Below are 19,939 nucleotides of genomic sequence, written 5' to 3'. Positions count from 1 at the left end.
CCGCGGCCCAGGCATGCAGCCATGGGGCCCCGGCGCGTGTAGTCTCCCAAGCGTGACTGACGTAGCGTCCCAACCGTCCCGCGAGTCCGCCCAGGCGCCGCTGGGAACGGTACGCGTGGTCACGGTGGCCTACAACCCCGGCCCGGAGCTTGAACGCTTCCTCGAGTCCCTGCGTGCCGCCACCGCACGGGTCCCCGCCGTCGTGATCGCTGACAACGGTACCGAGCATGAGCGGGTGGAGAGCACCGCCGAGCGCTACGGGGCGCGTGTGGTCGGTGACGGCACTAACCGCGGCTACGGGGGCGGGGCGAACCTGGCCGCGCGCGACCTGACTGAGGACTGGATCGTTGTTGCCAACCCGGACATCGTCTGGCGTCCAGGAAGCCTGGACACGCTGATCGAGGCCGCGCGCGCCGAGCCCCGCGCCGGCTGCCTGGGGCCGCGGCTGCTCAACCCGGACGGCAGCATCTACCCGTCCGGGCGCGCTCTGCCGACGCTGGTAGGTGGCGCAGGACACGCCGTCCTCGGGAGGGTGTGGCCGGGCAATCCCTTCTCCGCCAGGTACCACGGCACGAATGAGGACGCCACCCACGCCGTGGGCTGGCTGTCCGGCGCCTGCGTGCTGCTGCCCGCCGCCGCCTGGAAGCGCCTTGGCGGCTTCAATGAGGACTACTTCATGTTCTTTGAGGATGTGGATCTGGGTGCGCGTGTGGGACGTGCCGGCTGGCTGAACCTGCAGGTGCCCGACGCTGTAGTCGTCCACTCCCAGGGCGCCAGCTGGAAGAGTCGGCCCGAGCGCATGATCCGCGCGCATCACGACTCCGCGCGCCGTTACGTGAACGCCAGCCACCCGGCCGCCTGGCAGGCGCCTGTGCGCTGGCTGGTGTCTGCAGGGTTGCGGGCCCGCGAGGAGATCGCGGTGCGCTCTGCCCGTCGCGGCTGAGAATGCGCTCTTGTGATCCGGGCGTGGGGTCGGCACGCCCGGCATGTACGGCCCGAACCTGGCGCGGATGCTTGGTGTCGCCGAGATCGCGTTCGGGAAGGTGAGTTGCCGCCGACGCCTCGGTCCGGCTGACGTTCTTGAGACTCAGCGTCGGCGGCGGAGGAGGCCCGCGAGGCGGTTTCGGGCGTGGCCGCAGATGAACAGGCCATGGGCGGTGACGACGAAGGCGCCGCCTAGGCCCCTCAGGGCTGTGCGGAGACTGACTTGCCGCGGCAGCTCCCCGCTTACCGGGTCCGCTCTGTCACAATATGCACCACTTTCCAGGTAGTGGCCGTGTTCCGGAGCTAACAAACCGCATGGTTCCGCGGACGCGGTCGGCGGAAGCTGCGGCAGCAAGTTCCAAAGTGGTGCAATCCATGTCATCAGCGCGCACGCTGGCACGTACTGACCGCCGCAGAAGGCCGACATGTAGACCTCCGCACGGCGGCTGAGCTCACGCCGGGCCGCCGCAGCCCAAGCCTTGAGCGCAAAGAGCCGCTGTTTCGGCTCTTCCGGTGCGCGCGCCGAGGATGAGGTTGGAGTGGTGTCCGGGGTACGGCTGGCTGGCCCGCGCCCGGCTGGGAACGGCCGCGCCTACCCGGACTTCTCCAGAAGCGCGCGCAGATGGTCCAAGTAGGCAAACGCTGTGCTCGGGCCGACGGGTCCGGCCGTGTTGGCGGCGTGGACGAATCGTTGGAGTCGTTGAGGCCGTGCGGTTCCCGGACCGGGGCGCCGGACCGCGGTGGCAGCTGTCGAAGGCTCCGGCCAGTGAGTCCAGCGATTTTGCTACCGCATCGCAGGCACCGGGGGAGGTGTCCAATGCGCACCCAGGTCACAGCATGCGAGTACCACACCCCAGGCGCCGCGGGAAGGTGCACGCCGGAGCGGGGCCGTGCGCCGTACCTACCGGAGCACGCGCACAAACGGCGATCCCGGTGCTCGCCAACCATTAGCCCGCCCCACCCCTAGACCAGAAGAGCCCATTAACTCGCCCTTCCGGTTCGAGGCCCGGCGGCGTGCTGGCGGCCATGGCTTAGGGCTGCTGGTGGCGGTGGCCGAGGCGCATGGGCGTTTACTACGCCGGTTCGGGCTTGGCAACGCCACTTGGGTGCTTGCTGAAGGGCTCGGAAGCCTTCAGCAAGCACCCAACGGGCGTAGTAGGCGCCGAAGTGGCGTTCCCAACGCCGTCTCCCTCGGCCCTGAGCTGGCCGGGTGCTCCCGGTGGTGGCCTGCCGGGTAATGGCCGGCGTACTCGGTCGGGCGTAGCGGGTCGTTTTGGGGATGATGAGGTCGTTTTGGGGCGTGCGAGGTCGTTCTCGACCACCCGACGCTGGCCGAATACGACCTCATTCGCCCCACACCCTCCACATCGTGGAGGGTTTCGGGCCCACGAGGCCGTTTTCGCCGCACTGGGGACGTTCTCGGGCTGACGAGGTCGTATTCGGCCGGGCGGAGGTCGTACTCGGGCGTGTGAGGTCGTAGTCGACTACCCGACGCCGACCGAATACGACCCGCGCTGTTGGGCGTGGTGGCCGCCGTGTCGTACTCGGCCACCTGATGGGCCGGTTCTCGTCAAACAGGGCCCCGAACACAACCAACACCAACAGCCCCAGCTCAACCCCCCCCACACCCACAAACACGAAGAGCCGGTTAAGGCCAGAGTTGCGCGTGTCGCGCACTCGCTGAGGTTCTCGCCAGGACGGGATGCAAGGGCCAGATGGGATCTGGACGGCTTCCTGAGCCGACTCGAGTGGGCAAGGCTCAACGCGCCTGCCGACGCCTCCTCGCCAAGTGTCGTAGCCCGGAGATGCGGGAAGCCTCGCCGAGGGCTGCTCCGCTACGGACGTCGTTGCGTGTGGTGCGTCTTAGGGCAGCGAGGGCGGCGGTGGGGCGTCATTCAGCGCCACTCGCCGCGCCAGCCGAGTGATCTGCCGCTCGCGGGCGGCATTGCGGCGGAAGGAGGACAGGATCTGGAACAGGAACGCCACCACCAGGGCATACAGCAGCAGGTCGGTGCCCCGGCCCACCCCGACCAGGTGTGCCAGCCGCGTCAGCAGCGACGGCGCCAGGATCGCGGCAATGGCAAAGACGACGAAGGCGAGCGTCAGGAGCCGACGCCCCGCCTGGTGCCGGGCGCCGCCCGGGGAGCGCAGCATCATCCACCCCATGGCGGCGACCGCGAGGATCAGGAGGATCTGGATGATGATCTGGGAGCTCATGGCGTCCAGTATGGCAGTTTCAGCGACCCGCCAGGGGCGCGGGGCTACGAGAACAGCAGGTCAACCAGGATGTTGACGGAGTTCCACAGGGACTGCCCCTTGGCGCGGGAGTAGTCGGTGTAGGCGATGTGTACCGGGAACTCCCGCCAGGGCAGTCGCATCGCGCCGAGCTGGCGGATGATCTCCGAGGCGTGCGCCATCCGGTTCTGCCGCAGGTCGAGCTGCGCGGCGGCGTCGCGGCGAATCACGCGCAGCCCGTTGTGCGCATCGGTCAGGTGCATGCCGGTAGTGCGTGAGGCGGCAAGCGCCGCCGTTTTGAGTACCAGGCGCTTGAGCCAGCCGACGGGGGAGGCATTGCCCAGGAATCGCGATCCCAGAACGAAGGCAAGATCCTCCTGCCTCGCGGCTTGCACCATGGCGGCGGCGTCCTGGACCGAGTGCTGGCCGTCGGCGTCGAAGGTGACTACGTAACGCCCGTCGGTGCGCTCCAGTACGTAGGTGATGCCCGTTTGTAGGGCGGCCCCCTGGCCCAGGTTCAGCGGATGCCGGACGACTACGGCGCCGCCCGCCTGCGCCTGCGCGGCCGAGTCGTCCTGGGAGCCGTCGTCCACCGCCACGATCAGGGGGAAGACACGCAGCGCCTCCTCGATCACGCCACGCACAACCTGGCCCTCGTTGTATAGGGGCACAACTAGCCAGGCATCGGTTACCGGCGCGGGAGAACGCGTCTGGGAGCCTTCAGCGGATGTCACCGCCGCATTCTCGCACAACCTTGGCCTAGGATGGCGACGCAGGGCCGCCCGAAGGATCGGTGTCCGCCCGCACGTCAGAAGCCAGACCAGTCAGGAGCCGCCATGAGTCCGGCCAGTCCCGCCCGGATCGCCCCTTCCGCCGACGTCTCGCCCGAGGCGAGTATCGGGGACGGCTCATCCATCTGGCACCTGGCCCAGGTGCGTGAGCACGCGGTGCTCGGCGAGGGCTGCATCGTGGGCCGTGGCGCGTACATCGGCGAGGGCGTGCGCATGGGCCGCAATTGCAAGGTGCAGAACTACGCCCTGGTCTACGAGCCGGCGCGCCTGGCCGATGGCGTGTTCGTCGGCCCCGCTGTCACCTTCACCAATGACCACTTCCCCCGTGCCGTCAACCCGGACGGCTCCCTGAAGTCAGCCTCGGACTGGGAGCCGGTGGGAGTCACCGTGGAGGAGGGGGCCTCCATCGGGGCGCGCGCCGTCTGTGTTGCCCCCGTGGTAATCGGCGCCTGGGCCACCGTTGCCGCCGGTGCTGTCGTTACCAAGGACGTGCCCGCGCACGCGCTGGTCGCCGGGGTTCCCGCACGCCGCATCGGCTGGGTGGGGCGGGCCGGCGAGCCGCTCGTGCCCGTCGATGATGAGGCCCGGCACCCCTCCGCCCAGAACGACGCCGAGCCGACCGCCGCGGGCACGCGCCGGTGGCGCTGCCCCGCAACCGGCGCGCTGTACGAAGAAACACTTGCGCCCAACAGTTCCGAAAACACGATCCGGGAGGTCACCCACTGATGTCACGCGAGTTCATTCCCGCTGCCAAGCCGATCATCGGGGACGAGGAGCGCGCCGCCGTTGACGCCGTCATGGCTTCCGGCATGGTTGTGCAGGGGCCGCAGGTCGCCGCCTTCGAGGAGGAGTTCTCCGCCCAGGTGGTTGCCGGCGTCCACGCCGTCGCCGTCAACTCCGGCACCTCCGCCCAGCACCTGGCCACGCTGGCCTGCGACCTCAAGGCCGATGGCGCCGTCCCGGAGGTGATCGTCCCCTCCTTCACCTTCGCTGCCACCGGCAACTCCGTGGCCATCACCGGCGCCAAGCCCGTCTTCGCCGACATCGACCCGGTCACCTTCACCCTGGACCCGGCCTCCGTTGAGGCTGCCATCACCGACAACACGGTCGCCATCGAGGTGGTGCACCTGTACGGCCTGCCGGCGAACATGGAAGAGATCATGGCGATCGCCGCCCGCCACCACCTGGCGGTCTTCGAGGACTGCGCCCAGGCGCACGGCGCCGCCATCAACGGCAAGCCCGTGGGTACCTTCGGGGCGTGGGGCTCCTTCTCCTTCTACCCGACCAAGAACATGACCACCCTGGAGGGCGGCATCGTCTCCACTTCTGACGCCGAGCTGGCGCGCCGCGTGCGCCTGCTGCGCAACCAGGGCATGGAGAAGCAGTACGCCAACGAGCTGGTGGGACTGAACAACCGCATGACGGACGTGGCCGCCGCCGTCGGCCGGGTGCAGCTGAAGAAGCTCGACGGCTGGACCGAGACCCGCCGCGCCAACGCCGCCGCCCTGGACGCCGGACTGGCCGACGTCCCCGGCGTGCTCACCCCGCAAGTCCCGGACGGCTACCGGCACGTCTACCACCAGTACACGATCCGCCTGGAGGGGGCCACGACGGCCGAGCGCGACGCCGCCCAGAGCGCCCTGCGCGAGGAGTGGCAGGTGGGTACCGGGGTGTACTACCCGATTCCCAACCACCGCCTGGAGTCCTTGGCCCCCTACGCCCCGGGCTCGAGCTGCCGAATACTGAGCTGGTCGCACGCGAGTGCCTGTCTCTGCCGGTGCACCCGTCACTGTCGCAGGCGGACCTGGACCGCATCGTGCAGGCCGTGGCCGCCGTCGTGAAGGCGGGTGCCTGATATGAGCGAGAACGCAACCACCGCCTCCCCGCTGCGTCTGGGCCTGATCGGCCTGGGCTCCATGGGCCGTCACCACGCCCGCGTCATCCGCGCCACCGAGGGCGTGGACCTGGTCGCGGTCGCGGACCCGGGCGGCGACCGCTTCGGCGTCGCCGGGGACCTGCCGGTGCTGCCGGATGTGCATGCCCTCATCGACGCCGGCCTGGACGCCGCCATGGTGGCCGTCCCCACCGTCTACCACGAGGAGGTGGCTCTGGCGCTGGCCGAGGCGGGTGTGCCCACCATGGTGGAGAAACCCATCGCCCACTCCGTGGCGGCCGGCGAGCGGGTGCGTGACGCCTTCGCCTCCCGTGGCCTGGTGGGCGCCGTCGGCTATGTGGAGCGCTGCAACCCGGCCCTGCGGGCACTGCGGGAGCGGCTCGACGCCGGAGAGCTGGGCCAGGTCTACCAGGTCCTCACCCGCCGCCAGGGGCCCTTCCCGGCGCGCATCAGCGACGTCGGCGTGGTCAAGGACCTGGCCACCCACGACGTCGACCTGACCGCCTGGGTGGCCGGTTCCCCGTACGTCTCCATCAGCGCGCAGGTGGCCCACCGCTCCGGGCGGGAGAACGAGGACATGGTGGTTGCCTCCGGTCTGCTCGAAAGCGGCGTGATCGTGTCCCACGTGGTCAACTGGCTGACCCCCTTCAAGGAGCGCGTCACCATCGTCACGGGGGAGAAGGGCGCCTTCGTGGCGGACACGCTCACCGGTGACCTGACGTTCTACGCCAACGGCACCGTCACCTCCGGGTGGGACCAGGTTGCCAACTTCCGCGGCGTTTCCGAGGGCGACGTGATCCGCTACGCGATCCCCAAGCGGGAGCCGCTGGCCCTGGAGCAGGAGCGCTTCCGCGACGCCGTGCGCGGGGTGGGCAGCGAGCATGTCACCATGGCCGAGGGCGTAAACACGCTGCGGGTGGTGGAGGCGGTGCTCACCTCCGCGGCCGAGGGCCGCGCGGTGCAGTTGTGAACCGCCGTCTGCTCGCCCTGGCCGCCGCGGGCGCGGGTGCAGCGCTCGCGGCCGCGGCTCTGCGCGCCCGTTCGGGCGGCGCCGGCCCCCGGGTGGTGCTGGCCACCCGCCTGTACGCCCCCGAGCCGGCCGCCGCCGCGCTACGGCTGCGCGGACTGGCCCGCGCCCTGGCCGGCGCCGGCGCACGAGTGACGGTGCTGACCTCCACGCCGCCGGGTATGAGCGCCCCCGCCGACCCAGGCGTGGCGGTGCGCTCCGCCCCGGCCCTGCGCGACGAGAGCGGCTACATCCGCGGCTACGCCCAGTACCTGAGCTTCGACATCCCGCTCGCGGCGCGGCTGCTGGCCGGGCCCGCGCCGGACCTGATCGTCGCCGAGCCGCCTCCCACCACCGGGGCGGTGGTGCGCGTGGCCGCCGCCCTGCGTGGCGCTCCTTATGCCTACTACGCCGCCGACGTGTGGTCCGACGCCGCGGCCTCCACCGGCGCCCCCGGCTGGGTGGTTGGTGCCCTGCGGGGAGTGGAGCGCCTGGTGCTGCGGGGTGCCCGCACCGTGTTGGCCGTCAACGACGGCGTCGCCGAGCGGGTGGGTGAGCTGGGTGCCCGGGCGGTGACGGTGGTTCCCAACGGCATCGACACCGACGTGTTCACCCCCGCCGGCCCGCGCGCCGCCGACGCGCCGCAGGCCCCCTACTTCCTGTACGCCGGCACCGCCTCGGAGTGGCAGGGCGCGGGTGTATTCATCGAGGCGCTGCGCCTGGTGCACAGGCAGGAGCCCGAGGCGCGGCTGGTGTTCCTGGGGCAGGGCAGCGACTGGCAGGCGCTGAAGGATCTGGCGGGCGGCGATGCGCGCGTGGAGTTTCACGACCTGGTTCCTGCGGTGGAGGCGGCCACCTGGCAGCGCGGGGCGGTGGCCTCGGTGGTATCCATCCGTCCCGGCCTCGGCTACGACTTCGCCTACCCGACCAAGATCTTCGCCGCCCTGGCCTGCGGCACGCCGGTGGTCTACGCCGGACCCGGGCCGGCGCGCACCGACCTGCCCGCCAACGCCCTGGGCTGGGCGAGTGACTACGACGCCGAGCAGGTGGCCGCCGCCATGCTGGCCGCCCTGGGGCCTCCCGGGCGGGTGAGGCGCAGCGGGCCGAGGCGGCGGATCGCCGTCGGGAATGGGTCATGCACAACCGCTCCATGCGGGCAGCCCTGCGCGACGCGGCCGAGGTGCTGCTGGCCGAGGTGGCGGCGGCGGAGGTGCCGCTGGCGGAATGACAAGCGACTTTCTGCTCTGATGCGAGCTTTTGCACCCTGGTGTGCGCCTATTTGCCGCACACCAGGGTGCAAAGACTCGGAGCTGGCTGTGGAGGTGTTCTCCGCAGGCCCGTCGTGGCATGTGAGAATGGCTTAGTGAAGGTTCTGCATGTCAACGACGTCGCTCGGATAGGTAGCGCACTGGTGCGCCAGGCTCGCAGCATCGGTCTTGACTGGACTCTGTACGACACTGCCCGGGTTGATCCCCGCTGGTCGCCGCGTACTCGCGCGCTGCGCCGCGCGTTGCGCGGGGCGGCCTGGGAGGCGGGGCTTGCACGCAGAGCACTGGCGTCGGATCTTCTTGACATTCACGGAGCGACGGTGACTGCGCATACACGGTGGCTGCGCCGTCCCTATGTGCTGCACCTGCACGGAACGGACATCCGTGTACGACGCTACGAGCCCGCATACACAAACCTGGTAGAGCGCGCTGTACGTGAGGCCTTGGATGTCTATTACACAACCCCTGACCTGGCCGAGCACGTACTGGATCTGGCACCCGCAGCCACGCTCCAACCCGTGATCGTAGACGTGGGCGAGCTGCCGAGAGCTGTGGATACCGCCGCGGCGCCTCCACGCATACTCTTCCCCTCCCGGTGGGATGCGGCTAAAGGAGGGGACATGCAGCTTGAGCTCCTGGCCGCGTTGCGTGATGAATACGGCGATCAGATAGTGCTTGAAGGCCTGGACTGGGGTGAGAACGCCGCTACCGCGGCGCGGGACTTCGGTGTGGTGCTACGGCAGCGGATGACTCACGATGACTATGCGCGGTGGCTGGGAAGCGGCAGCTTGGCCGTGGGACAAATGTCCGGGTACATGAGTATTTCCGAGCTTGAGGCGATTGCCACGGGCACCACCACGGTCATGGCGCTGAACTCGCGCTGGTACGACGGATCGCATCCAACGACGCGTGATGTGCCCGTGCTCGGTGGGGTGACGGCTCCCGAGCGCCTGCTGGAAACCACGTTGGAGGGAGTTCGTGAAGCGCTAGCGGGCGTGCGTGTGCAGGGCGGACGAGAGTGGGTTGAGGCCAACCACTCGCCTGCGCGAGCTGTTGAACGGCTTCAGGAACGCTTCGCGCTGGTGAGTGGCTCCTGAACGCCGAGGCTGCTGATGCCGATGCCAAGGCCTAGGCGCGCGAGCGCCTGGGGTGATTAGTCAGGACGACGGTACTAGATCGGTGCCCCACTGGTTGTCCAGGAACAGCTGTGTCCACAGGCCCAGTGACGTGGTTCCCCGGGCGAAGCGCCAGGCCTGTTCTGAACGCGGAATCCCCTCGGTGAAGGCTTCGAAGGCCATGGGGTGATCCAGCATGGTGCGTACCGAGCGGACCCGTGATAGCAGCCGGTCGGCTCCAGCGGCGCGCATAGCGGCAAGCAACGCGCGCTTGGGGACGGCGGGCATAGACACACTGGGCGCCCGATACAGCTCCTGCTCCTGTCCCGTCACGCGAGCATAGTGGGCGCCGGTGTAGCGGGCGTACCAGTCGCGGTTCGCGGTCAGTTCCTCCGATCCGTTCAGCCAGCAGTCCCACACCTCGGAGTCCAGCAAGGGAAGCGCCCAGTCGTAGCCGAAGAACTCATAGGCCTTCATGGAGTTGTTGATGTATTTTGCCTGCCGCTCCCTGAGATTGAACCATGCCAGCAACCCTTGCACGCCGCGTTCGCGGTCCAGCGGCGCCTCTGTCTCCGCGCGCCGGATCTCCTCGCGCAGGAGCGGTAGCGCGCGGTATGCCTCGGGAGAACCCTGGAGCACCGCGTATCGGCGGGCGATGGCGGTGAACACTTGAGCGTTCGAGGGGATGAGTGCAGCAAGCCGGTGTCGTGCAGTGTCCGGACCGCTGCGTGCCCGGGGAGGATAATCGCGTCGTCGTCGACCAGGTGGTCTTCCCTGATTACGGTCAGGGCGTACCAGTCCTGCACGTGGGGGAGTGAGGTGAGCCCCCAGGTGGCGCCCTGAAAGTGAGCGCCGGCGGCGGTGTGCCAGCGCTGCGCGATTCGCGAGGGGTCTAGGTCCACTGAGAACCAGTCGATCCCCAGCGCCTGTGCCACGGCCCGAGAAATTGAGATCTCCCGGGAGCTGGGCTTGCCGTAGGTATAGGCGATTACTCGGGGGGCGCCCAGACGCTTGAGCCAGACGGCCAGCAGCCGCGAGTCGAGCCCGCCCGATAGCGGGAGTACCAGTTGCCGGCCTTCGGCGTGCGCAAGCAACCGGGTCACCGCCAAGTCCAGGGCATGATCGAAGGCCTCGTCAAACTCTGCGGCGGAGGTGATTGGGTTGGTGCTGTACCCGAAAGAGTCCCACAGGCTGCACGTCCAGGTACCGTCAGGGTGCAGAACCACGGTTGAGGCCGCTGGTGTCGCGTGCACGCCGCTCACCAGGGTCCGGGAGCCGACCACGAAACCGGTGTGGAGGAACACGTCTGCGGCCTCCGCATCGCGGCTCCAGGAACCCGAGTGCTTGCGAAGTGACTCCGGGTCATCGCTAACCATCCATTGGCCGTTTACATAGGTGAACAGCAGGTGGTGGGAGCGCAGGCGGTCGGTGTCGATGCGGAGGTCCCGGCCCTGGCGGGTGACGACGGTCCACTGACCGCGCCGATCGGATGGCGCGGCAGCGGAAACACTGTTCACAGTGTCCTCGTTGTCCCAGTCGCGCACCGGACGCCACAGCCACTCCGATGCTGTAGGCGTGCTGGTCCACAGCGGAGAGGTGAGCATCATCCGGAAGTTCTCCATGGGGCTCCTCAAGCCGTCGGGGTGTGAAGCGAGGCCGTGTGATACGTGAGGCTCGCGGCATGCTCGGTGGGAGAGGCACGACGTGATTCAATACCCGCATGGTACAGCGGTTGCGTGACAGGTGGGAAAGGCTGCGGACTGGGAGCCCCGTCCTGGGTGCCATCCTCACCCTGGTGTCAGGGACGGCTACCGCGCAGGCGATCACCTTTGTCCTGCAGATCTTCATAGCCCGGGTCTACTCGGACACGGACAAGGGCCTGTTCGGGATCTACGGATCCATCACTGGCTTTGTCATCACCTTCGCCGCGCTGCGCTTCGACTTGACCGTGGTGCTCCCAAGGACGATCGTTCGGCTAAGGTCCTTGAGCGCCTGTCCCGACGATGCATCGTAGTCAGCTCCCTGCTGACCTCACTTGTCTGTATGGTCGGCGCAACCGTACTGCGTGACCACTACCACCACTCTGAGCAGTTGATGTGGTGGCTTATGATCTCTGGCGTTACCGTCTTCCTGGTAGCGCAAATCACCAACGTGCAGTACTGGCTCACCCGCAAGGGTCGGTTCGGAGACATCGCTCGCAACCGCGTGTTCCAGTATACGGCGGTTGCTAGTTGTCAACTTGTGGCGGGGCTGATCATGCACGGTGGGCTCTCTGCGATCATCATCGGCACAATCACCGGGCAGCTGCTGACCCTGGTCTTCCTGGAGCGCCGCGTTCCCGAACTGCATGAGCCGAGGGACCCCGAGGCGCCGACGATGCGCGAGATGATGCGGCGGTACTGGAAGATGCCGTTACTTAACGGCCCCAACGTCTTCGTGGACTCGATCCGCAACAACGGCATCAACCTGTTCATTGGTGCGGCATCGGTGGCGGCACTGGGGCAGTTTCAGCTCGCTTGGAGCACCATGCAGGTGCCTGTCTCCCTTATCTCCGGGTCGGTGTCCCAGGTGTTCCTGAAGAAGTTGTCGGACGCAGAGCCGGGGACCATGGCACCTCTGGTAAGGGCCGTGCTGTGGCGCGCCTTCCTGGCCGCGATTGTGCCCTTCGCGCTCCTGTACCTGCTGGCGCCCTGGCTGTTCCCGCTGGTGTTCGGGCCCACGTGGGACGATGCCGGATACTACGCACGCGCGCTCACGCCGTGGCTGTTCATGAACGTGCTCACCTCGCCGATCTCTAATATATTCGTGGTGACCGAGCAGCAGAGCCGACTGCTGGCGTTTGCTGTGGTCTACTGCGCCGTCCCGCTGACATGGCTCTGGCTCAGCCCGCTGCCCATCATGCAGACCGTGTACGTACTGGGGATGCTGATGGCAGTGATGCTGGTCGTCATGCTGTGCATGGCGCTGCTGACCGCCCGGCGCTATGACCGCACGGGCGGACGCGACGACGTACGATGACGGAACTACCAGCTCGCTTACGCTGCGTATGCGAGAATGCGACCGCAGTCTGCGCTCACATAATGCCGCCGCACGGGAGGGCCCACGTGAAAAAGTCACCTGTTCCCCTGGTCGTCTTCACCGACAACTACCCCTTTGATGTCGGGGAGGAGTTCTTCGAGCAGGAGATCAGCTACCTAGCCGAGCGCTTCGCCGAGGTCTGGGTGGTTCCGATGCGGGCCGGTGTAGGCGCATCCAAGACGCGGAAGCTGCCGGAGAACGTCTCCGCTGTCCTGCTCCCTTTAGCGGACGGCCGGAGCTGGAAGCAGCGCCTGCCTAGGCACATGCCCCGGCTCATCGCAGGACCTGGGCGAATCGAGCTCGGGAACACACGCCGCTCGGCAGCTTGTGCGGTCCGTGAACTGCATTTCGCTGTTGATGTGCTGCACCGCTTCGAGCTCTTTACCCGTGCGCGCCTGTACCGCGAACGTCTGGCCGGGAGACCGCTAGTCGCCTACGGCTACTGGCTCTACTACGGTGCTGGAATGGCGCAGATGCTGCGGGCCACCCATGACGCCCCGGTAGCCGCTGTGTCCCGCGCGCACGCCTATGATGTCAACGAGTCCTACAAGCCCCAGGGCCACCTGCCGGCTCGCCGTCGGCTGGTCGGAGGGCTGGATGAGGTCTATCCGATCTCCCACTATGCGGCGTCGTTCCTGACACCATACCTCGGCGCAGGCACCGCTAACCTGCAAATACGCCACCTGGGGGTGCCTGCCGGTGGAAGGGGAGACTGTAGCCGGGAGCCGATTCATATAGTCAGCTGCTCGCATCTAGCCCCGTACAAGCGCGTGGACCGAATCGCTGACGCAGTAGGGGCGCTCAGTGGTCGGGGCCTGCAGGTTCGGTGGACGCATATCGGCGAACGGGATGAGGCGAGGCTGAGTTCGATAAGGCAGTACACCGCAACAGTCGCGCCTGGCGCGCAGGTTGAATTCATGGGGTACCAACCGAATTCGCGTATACGCTCCCTGCTAGAGGCAGGCGGATTTACGGTGCTTGTCAATTCCTCTTCGGGAGAAGGCGTCCCGGTATCGATTATGGAGGCAATGGCGGCTGGGCTGCCGGTTGTCGCCACGGACGTGGGCGGCACCAAGGAGATAGTCCATGATGGAGTGAATGGGAGGCTAGTGCCTGCTGACGCCACTGGAGACGACCTCGCGGATGCGATTGCGGGGGTTGCTGGAGCATCTGCCAGCGACTTCGCCCGGATGCGCGAGCAGGCGGTGCGCACCTGGGACGAGGAATTCAATGCCGATCGGCAGTACAGCGACATGGCCGAGCGGTTGGTGCAGCTCGCCAGCCGGCTCGGGCGGGGGATGCGGCATGAGCGCGCAAGGCGATAGGCCGTGGATGGTCTTCCACGCCCCGTACCCGCTGGACCCGGATCCGACTTCGGCGTCCCGGCTGCGTCCGCTGCGCATGCGGGAGGCGTTTGCGCAGATCGGCTACAGGGTCTTTGACCTCTCTGGCTCGGTTAGCCGCCGGAGTAGGGCGTTCGCTGCCCTGCGCGCGCGAATCGCCGCCGGTGACCGGCCCGCATTCCTGTACAGCGAGAATTCGACTCAGCCCAACGTACTGGCTACGAGCGTGCGCACCGGTGTCGCTCCGTTGCTCGACTATCGCATTATGCGGGCGATGAGGCATGCTGGAGTGCCGGTGGGCGTGTTTTATCGAGATGCCTATTGGCGTTTCGCGTTCGGGAGGGCGTCGGGCTTGCGTGGGTCGATTGTCCCTGCGCTACAGAAGGCGGACTTGGTAGGATATCGTCGTAACGGAGTCAACTTTTTTGTTCCGTCGAGGCCGATGGCTGATGTTCTTGGTTTGGATGATGATGTATGCTCGCCGTTACCTCCGGCTGGACAGGCCGACTGTTCGGAACCATTGCCGCCTGTAGATGGAACGCTGCACCTGGTGTATGTTGGAGGTCTAGGCGGCCATTACGACCTTGACGTGTTCTTCTCCGCTCTTGTTGCGATCCCGTGTGCGCAGTTGGAATTAGTCACTCGAAAACCGTTGTGGGAGACGGCGGTGGCTGCGAACCCTGAACTCTCTGCGGAGCAAATCAGGGTGAGTCATCTTGCGGCGAATGAGTTGGCGCCGGTGTATAGACGCGCGAGTGTGGGCGTACTTACCGCTCGCCCTAGCGAATACTGGAGTTTCGCGGTGCCGGTGAAACTCTTCGAGTATCTGTCGTACGGTAGGCCGGTGATCGCCACACGGGGCACCGAGACCGGCAGGATCGTCGAGGCCAATGGTGCCGGGTGGGTGGTCGACTATGACCGGGATGAGATTGCTTCCCTGCTTGCCCACCTGCAGGAAGCTCCGGAGGAGATTGCGGAGCGAGCTGCGGCCGCCCGAGCAGCTGCACGAGTCAATACCTGGGCGGACCGGGCGCGGGACGCCGCCAGAACGTTGTCGCCGCAGAGCCTGGAGGCACTGCTCTGAACCGCTGGTACGTGTTCTAGCGGCCACCTCATTTCAAGAGAAAGTTCCTCATGTCAGTTCTCCTGCCGTGGCTGCACAATGCCGGCCACCTCATCGGCCTCATCGGGTTGGTGTTCGCGCCGGGCTGGGCGGCGTTGCGCGCTCTAGGATATCGGGGCGTGCTGCCGGTGGCGGCAGCGCCGCCAGTGACCTTTGCCGGGATTGCCTTGCTCGGTCAGGTCTACTCCTGGACGGGCGTGCGCTACACGATCACCTCGTTGGTAATCGGTCTGGTGCTGTACGTGCTTGTCGTCTCGTTGACTGCGCGGCTCGTTCTAGGCGGTCTGCCCGCGGTCTTACCGGAGGAACTATCGCAGCGGAGGCGCGGTACGGCGGGCATGGCGCTGCTGGCGGCGACCATGACAGGTATTCTTATTGCAGCACCAATAGTTAGCCAGTGGAATCCGGAGCTGCCAGCCCAGCAGATAGACTCGGTGTTCCATTACAATCTTGCTTGGGTCATTACACAGACCGGTGATGCCTCCCTGCTCACCGGTGCTTCCTGGTCGTTCTCCTTGCGTGCAATCCCCGCATACTATCCCTTGGTATGGCATGCCATCGTTGCCGCCGTCGCCGGCCCCGCGCACGTGGTAACAGTGACCAATACGCTGGTCGCGCTCACCCCCGTCATATGGACGCTCGGCATAGCTGCTCTTGCAATGGAGGCCTTCCCCACCTCTAGGTGGGCTCCGGTAATCGCGCCTCTGACGGCGGCTCTGCTTCCGGCGTTTCCAGTGTACATGCTCGGTTATCGGCAGTTGTGGCCCAATGCTCTGGGGTACGCGGTCCTTCCCGCTATGCTCGCGTTGCTGTGCCGGGCGATGCATATGCTCCGCCTCACCGGCACGGCGGGAAGGCGACGAGCCGTCATCGCGCTCGTCGCCTTTATGATCGCTCTGGGAGGGGCGATCGCCACGTATCCATCCGCCGTATTCTCGGTCCTTCTCACCGGTATTCCGCTCCTGTACGGCATAGCGAAGGTCGCAGCGGGTTTCATATTGCGCCGTCTTGGAAGACGACGCGGGACGTTGCTCCTGGTTGCCTTTGGCGTGTTCGCAGTTCTGCTTGTGGGTGGGTTGCTGATACTCGAGCCGGGCGTGATGGCGCGTCTTGCTCGTGAGGGATACGCCGGAGTCTCGAACCTACCCCGGCGTATACAGGCGATGATCACGCTTTGGCCGTTGGGCAGCGGCTACTTGGGGTACCGGCTAGCGCTTGCACTACAGCTGCTGCTGACCGCCGCGGGGCTGGCAATCGCAGCGCGCCGTAAAGAATGGCGATGGATTGCCTGCGCTTGGCTGCTGCCAATGGTTCTACTGGTTGCGGCTTACCTGCCGCTAGGTCCTCTTACTGCGCTCACGGGGCTCTGGTATAACGATCCGTACCGCATCATACCCCTGGTTATTCCGTCAATCTCACTGCTGGCGGTCGTAGCGGTGGAGACTTGTGCCGGGGCTGTTGCCGAGCATGCTTCCGCTCCCCGCCGTAAGGCTACTGCGGAGGTCACCGCTGCGGCCTGTGCAGCGATCCTTCTGGTGGGAGGTGTCGGTGCGGATGCTGCGCGTCGGAGCGTGAGCGAGAGCTCCTACGAGGTAGGCAGTAATGCGCTGGTGCGCACTTTGAGCGCCGACGAGGTACGGATGATCCAGTCATTGCGTGGCAGGACGGACCCGTCTCTAATGGTGCTCGGCGACCCAGCTGCTGGTGCGGCGTACGTTGAGGTTCTAGGCGGTCTGCGCTCGGTGTTCCCCCACATTACCTTCCGCTCCCTGGATTGGGATGCTCATTACCTGGCACTGCACTTCGCAGAGCTCCGCGAGGATCCCGTAGTCTGCGAGCTTATACGGCACTATCGCGTGGGCTACTACTACGCCGACGACTCGGGAACGGTCCCAGGGGTGGACGTCGCCGAGCGCGCCCCCGGACTCTACGGGGTAGACACCTCCACCGGCTTCGAGCTTGTGGCGAGCGGGGACACTGCATCTGTATGGCGCATAACTGCGTGCGGCGAGCTCGACTCGCCGGACTCTCTCGTGCGTGATCCCTGGGGCCTGAACACGCCCTACGAGCCGGTGTACGGACCGGATGGAGAGGTGAATGTCTTCGATGAGGAAGGCAGGCTGATTCTTGAACCCTAGAGCGGCTCCTACGGTTTGGGTGTTCGGTGGTATGGGCCTACCCGTGTTGTGCGGGAGTGACTCCGGGCAGGTTGTCCTGTCGCGCCTCATGCGTACGCCCGTATCACGCCGCTCCTCGTGGTTGTAGCGGTATGTGTCGCACCGCGTGCTCGCCTGCGCCCACTCGGCAGCCGACCGGTGACCACGCACGACTCGCCTCGGTATCCTCCCCCTGTCGTTCTTCTCTGGGCGCCTTGGCGCACGCTCCGCGCACTTCCTGCGATCTCCACCCTGGCCCGCACCAGCCGACCCGCCGCCGTTTGTCGCCACCATCTGCGGTTCTCACGAGCAGCTGAGATGAGTCGCGCCGAGGGCTTGACTGCGGCCTCATAGCCGATGTACGCTGCTTCACAATCCCTGACATGCCGGAATCAACGTGGAGACCCGATCATGCGTACGTTTACGTCCCTGGCAGCGGCATTTGCTGTCGCACTATGCTTCCAAGCAGTTACTACTTCCGCCGTAGCGGCCGATGACGTCAGTGGTCCCGATGATGTCGGCGTAAACGTCGTCGATGAGTTTGGCCAACGCCTGTGGTATGGCTCGGAGTCCTCGACGGTTGCAGCGCTTGCCAACCGAGCGGAAGAATTTGCGGAATCCCACCCCGATACCGTTCTCGGAGTCGCACTGACATCAGACCGGCAGGTAGTCGAAGTGTTCGTCACTTCGCTCGACATTGCGGGCCTGGATGAGTTGCTTTCCGCCGATTCGACCCATATACGGGCGGTCGTGAATGAGAATTCGCCAGAACAGATCAGGGCTGCAGAAGAACAGGTTTTAAACCGCGATTGGGGTGCGTTGCACATCGAGTCAGTCGCTCCTGACCCCATCGGAGACGGCATTGAGGTAACCATCTCAGAGGGTGACCACCCGGCAGACTCACGTCAAGACGGTAATCAGTCCGACTTCGATGACCTCGAAGACAGCGTACTTGACTCCTTGGGGGACATTGGAGTGGGAGTGCGCGTGACTCCCGGTGAACCGGAAGTTGAGGCCAAGACACGTTTCAACGACAGCTCGTATTTCTACGCGGGCGGTGCGATCGTGCTGAGCAACGGCACCCGATGCAGCTTGGGGCGCCCATCGAAATCGGAGGAAAATACTACGTGCTGACGGCCGGGCATTGCGGAAAAGGGACTTGGCGGAATGGAGGTAACGGGAACTTCGTCGGCAGCCTGTACACGACCACGTGGACTGGAACCGCGCACAAATACGGCGACTGGCAATTGTTGCGGGGATCACACTACGCTCTACGGGTGTTTAACGCACAGCTCAATTCGTCGTCGTCACTACCTATCAGCGGTGGAGACTTCGGCCGGAGGGCGCTTGGCCGCGAACTCTGTGCGTCTGGGTCAACCACAGGAGCGACTTGCAGGTATGTTGTCCGAAGCACGAATAGTACGCGAAAGGTGGGAAGTACCACAGTTGGGCACCTGACGAACGCCATACATGACGTCAATCGCGACGGCGTTGCAGACTGCAACGGTTTCCGAGCCGGTGACTCCGGTGGCATTAGTTACTACGGCGATGGTAGAGGCGGAGCTACTGCGTATGGAATTGTCACGGGTCTTACGACCGGAAGTTGCAGTTACAGCTTCACTCAGCTGTCCGGTGTGCGAGCATGGAACGGAAAGGCCAAGGTCGGCTAGCGCGAAAGGTGGACGATTGGCTGGGGCAACTCTCATTCGTCTGACTTTGCGTGTCGGCATTTGAGGTGTGTTCACGGGCGCGCGAATGAGTGTGGGTGCGAGTGTGGTTGTGGTCGCTATTGGGAAGGTTGTAATCGGTCTTTTTTTAGCTACTTCCGAGACGTGCCAGGCGTCGACCGAGGACTAATTGCACCGATGGTGCAGCGGATATAAGTATGGGCTCTTCGGACTTGGCGATGAGCGCCTCGGGATGGGCTACCGTGCATGTGGCAATGTTCGGGCTGGACGGTCGTAATCGTTAGGTGCAGTCCTGCTGATGATGCCCTTTTGTTCTGAGTGCCCTTCAGCGCTGGTGAGCTTGGGGACGAGGAGGGTGTCTTGGCCGTGTACGGGGTGTATTCGGGCCGATTAGGAGCTCTTCTGAATTGACGCCGAGCTGTTTCGGTCTGGTCGCTTGCGGTCCTTGGGGCGGAGGGGCGCGGCGGCCGACCGCTCGGGACTCCCCGCAAGGGAGTCTGAGGCCGAGTTTCGTGCCGGCAGCCACGGCTGATGGACTGTTCTCACGGGCTTGTTGGCCAATAAGTACCCGCGGTAAGGGGGCACCCCCTATGCTCTCCTGCCACGATACCTGCAGCCTCATGAATATAGAGTGTTTCTCGTCAGGGGTAAGGATGCGGGGGGTGGGGGGGCTGTGCAGGAAGGTGGGTGTGTCGTTGGTGTGGGTGCACGCGGGACCTGCGTGCGGCATGTGGCTCAATCGTGATAAGCAATTTCGCAAAGGGCTTCGTGTGGCTGTCCCATGGTGGCACCTACGGGCGTCCACGCTTCCATCGCTCGCATCGTCTCATGCTTTTCCAGCGCACACGGATGCCGTCACGACGCCAAGTCCTGGCAGAGGGCCGCCACTCGCCGGACTCAGACAATCAAGATCATTGCCGTGATGCTTATCCAGGCTCCAAGCGTGGCGGCCGTGAATCGATATGTAAGAGTCTCGCCCGCTATCGCGTACCGATACCAGCCGCGATCCCTTGACGTAGTTCCTGAGCCGCCTGACGTGCTACACACCCTGAAGGGCAAGGGCGTGCCGTTCGTGTGCCAAAGGACGGGACCCTGGTGTGAACCTACTGGGTTGCCGACTTTGACTCGGATACCGGCTACCGCCTGTGGTGCGCCGCCAAGTACAGGGCCTGTGGCGGGAACGTGCAAGCGCTGATAGGTCCATTGGGTTCCTGGTGCGGGGCATTTGCGGTTTTCCTGTCGGTCTGGGCTCCACCGC

At 65.8% G+C, this 19,939-nt stretch carries 15 protein-coding genes and 1 pseudogene; 12 read left to right on the top strand and 4 right to left on the bottom strand.

Going from position 1 to position 19,939, the window contains the following annotated elements; genetic code table 11:
* The first annotated feature begins 52 nt into the window (after positions 1-52).
* Positions 53-943: a glycosyltransferase family 2 protein gene (locus tag CWT12_RS09450; RefSeq protein ID WP_237564128.1), complete on the top strand. Its 891-nt coding sequence runs from the start codon at positions 53-55 to the stop codon at positions 941-943.
* Between the two features lie 1,904 nt (positions 944-2,847).
* On the opposite strand, the gene CWT12_RS09445 is transcribed toward CWT12_RS09450, so the two are convergent.
* On the bottom strand, positions 2,848-3,201 hold the full coding sequence (locus tag CWT12_RS09445) for a DUF2304 domain-containing protein (RefSeq protein ID WP_161924600.1): 354 nt from the start codon (positions 3,199-3,201) through the stop codon (positions 2,848-2,850).
* A gap of 44 nt (positions 3,202-3,245) precedes the next feature.
* The gene (locus tag CWT12_RS09440; protein ID WP_161924599.1) at positions 3,246-3,953 is read right to left on the bottom strand and encodes a glycosyltransferase family 2 protein; all 708 of its coding nucleotides are present in this window, start codon (positions 3,951-3,953) and stop codon (positions 3,246-3,248) included.
* A 102-nt stretch (positions 3,954-4,055) separates the two neighbouring features.
* Here CWT12_RS09440 and CWT12_RS09435 point away from each other — a divergent pair, with 102 nt between their 5' ends.
* From CWT12_RS09435 to CWT12_RS09415, 5 genes and pseudogenes are all read left to right on the top strand, one after another.
* A complete protein-coding gene (locus CWT12_RS09435; RefSeq protein ID WP_161924598.1) occupies positions 4,056-4,736 on the top strand; it encodes an acyltransferase in 681 nt (226 codons plus the stop codon).
* A pseudogene (locus CWT12_RS09430) lies at positions 4,736-5,865 on the top strand (DegT/DnrJ/EryC1/StrS family aminotransferase). The gene CWT12_RS09435 and the pseudogene CWT12_RS09430 overlap by 1 nt, the downstream one beginning before the upstream one ends.
* Before the next feature lies 1 nt (position 5,866).
* On the top strand, positions 5,867-6,874 hold the full coding sequence (locus CWT12_RS09425) for a Gfo/Idh/MocA family protein (RefSeq protein WP_161924597.1): 1,008 nt from the start codon (positions 5,867-5,869) through the stop codon (positions 6,872-6,874).
* A complete protein-coding gene (locus tag CWT12_RS09420) occupies positions 6,871-8,274 on the top strand; it encodes a glycosyltransferase (protein WP_237564127.1) in 1,404 nt (467 codons plus the stop codon). The genes CWT12_RS09425 and CWT12_RS09420 overlap by 4 nt, the downstream gene beginning before the upstream one ends.
* Entirely contained in the window at positions 8,274-9,275 is a 1,002-nt protein-coding gene (locus CWT12_RS09415; RefSeq protein WP_161924596.1) for a glycosyltransferase family 4 protein, read from the top strand. Before CWT12_RS09420 ends, CWT12_RS09415 begins: the two co-directional genes overlap by 1 nt.
* A 60-nt stretch (positions 9,276-9,335) precedes the next feature.
* Here the strand turns inward: CWT12_RS09415 and CWT12_RS09410 are convergent, their stop codons facing one another.
* Both CWT12_RS09410 and CWT12_RS09405 read right to left on the bottom strand, forming a co-directional pair.
* A complete protein-coding gene (locus CWT12_RS09410; protein WP_161924595.1) occupies positions 9,336-9,770 on the bottom strand; it encodes a hypothetical protein in 435 nt (144 codons plus the stop codon).
* Positions 9,767-10,915 carry an asparagine synthase-related protein gene (locus CWT12_RS09405; protein WP_161924594.1) on the bottom strand — a complete coding sequence of 383 codons (1,149 nt, stop codon included), beginning with the start codon at positions 10,913-10,915 and terminating at the stop codon, positions 9,767-9,769. The genes CWT12_RS09410 and CWT12_RS09405 overlap by 4 nt, the downstream gene beginning before the upstream one ends.
* A gap of 98 nt (positions 10,916-11,013) precedes the next feature.
* On the opposite strand from CWT12_RS09405, the gene CWT12_RS14040 reads away from it, so the two are divergent.
* The 6 genes from CWT12_RS14040 (at position 11,014) to CWT12_RS09380 (ending at position 18,127) form a co-directional block, all read left to right on the top strand.
* Positions 11,014-11,307 carry a hypothetical protein gene (locus CWT12_RS14040; protein WP_237564126.1) on the top strand — a complete coding sequence of 98 codons (294 nt, stop codon included), beginning with the start codon at positions 11,014-11,016 and terminating at the stop codon, positions 11,305-11,307.
* Between the two features lie 29 nt (positions 11,308-11,336).
* Positions 11,337-12,311, top strand: a complete 975-nt coding sequence (locus CWT12_RS09400; protein WP_237564125.1) for an oligosaccharide flippase family protein — start codon at positions 11,337-11,339, stop codon at positions 12,309-12,311.
* A gap of 86 nt (positions 12,312-12,397) precedes the next feature.
* The gene (locus CWT12_RS09395; RefSeq protein ID WP_161924593.1) at positions 12,398-13,696 is read left to right on the top strand and encodes a glycosyltransferase; all 1,299 of its coding nucleotides are present in this window, start codon (positions 12,398-12,400) and stop codon (positions 13,694-13,696) included.
* Positions 13,677-14,798 carry a glycosyltransferase gene (locus CWT12_RS09390; RefSeq protein WP_237564124.1) on the top strand — a complete coding sequence of 374 codons (1,122 nt, stop codon included), beginning with the start codon at positions 13,677-13,679 and terminating at the stop codon, positions 14,796-14,798. Before CWT12_RS09395 ends, CWT12_RS09390 begins: the two co-directional genes overlap by 20 nt.
* Before the next feature lie 50 nt (positions 14,799-14,848).
* Positions 14,849-16,975, top strand: a complete 2,127-nt coding sequence (locus tag CWT12_RS09385; protein ID WP_161924592.1) for a DUF6541 family protein — start codon at positions 14,849-14,851, stop codon at positions 16,973-16,975.
* A 429-nt stretch (positions 16,976-17,404) separates the two neighbouring features.
* Positions 17,405-18,127: a hypothetical protein gene (locus CWT12_RS09380; RefSeq protein ID WP_161924591.1), complete on the top strand. Its 723-nt coding sequence runs from the start codon at positions 17,405-17,407 to the stop codon at positions 18,125-18,127.
* The last annotated feature ends 1,812 nt before the right edge of the window (positions 18,128-19,939 follow it).

It is taken from the genome of Actinomyces sp. 432, from assembly GCF_009930875.1.
Classification (GTDB): domain Bacteria; phylum Actinomycetota; class Actinomycetes; order Actinomycetales; family Actinomycetaceae; genus Actinomyces.
Note: the sequence above shows the minus strand (reverse complement) of the source record. Positions and strands in the feature narration are given on the sequence as shown.

Coding starts and splice junctions, on each gene's coding strand:
- CWT12_RS09445 (WP_161924600.1), bottom strand. CDS start 3,201: ATGAGCTCCCAGATCATCATCCAGATCCTCCTGATCCTCGCGGTCGCC.
- CWT12_RS09435 (WP_161924598.1), top strand. CDS start 4,056: ATGAGTCCGGCCAGTCCCGCCCGGATCGCCCCTTCCGCCGACGTCTCG.
- CWT12_RS09425 (WP_161924597.1), top strand. CDS start 5,867: ATGAGCGAGAACGCAACCACCGCCTCCCCGCTGCGTCTGGGCCTGATC.
- CWT12_RS09410 (WP_161924595.1), bottom strand. CDS start 9,770: ATGAAGGCCTATGAGTTCTTCGGCTACGACTGGGCGCTTCCCTTGCTG.
- CWT12_RS09405 (WP_161924594.1), bottom strand. CDS start 10,915: ATGGAGAACTTCCGGATGATGCTCACCTCTCCGCTGTGGACCAGCACG.
- CWT12_RS14040 (WP_237564126.1), top strand. CDS start 11,014: ATGGTACAGCGGTTGCGTGACAGGTGGGAAAGGCTGCGGACTGGGAGC.
- CWT12_RS09400 (WP_237564125.1), top strand. CDS start 11,337: ATGGTCGGCGCAACCGTACTGCGTGACCACTACCACCACTCTGAGCAG.
- CWT12_RS09390 (WP_237564124.1), top strand. CDS start 13,677: ATGAGCGCGCAAGGCGATAGGCCGTGGATGGTCTTCCACGCCCCGTAC.
- CWT12_RS09385 (WP_161924592.1), top strand. CDS start 14,849: ATGTCAGTTCTCCTGCCGTGGCTGCACAATGCCGGCCACCTCATCGGC.
- CWT12_RS09380 (WP_161924591.1), top strand. CDS start 17,405: ATGCGTACGTTTACGTCCCTGGCAGCGGCATTTGCTGTCGCACTATGC.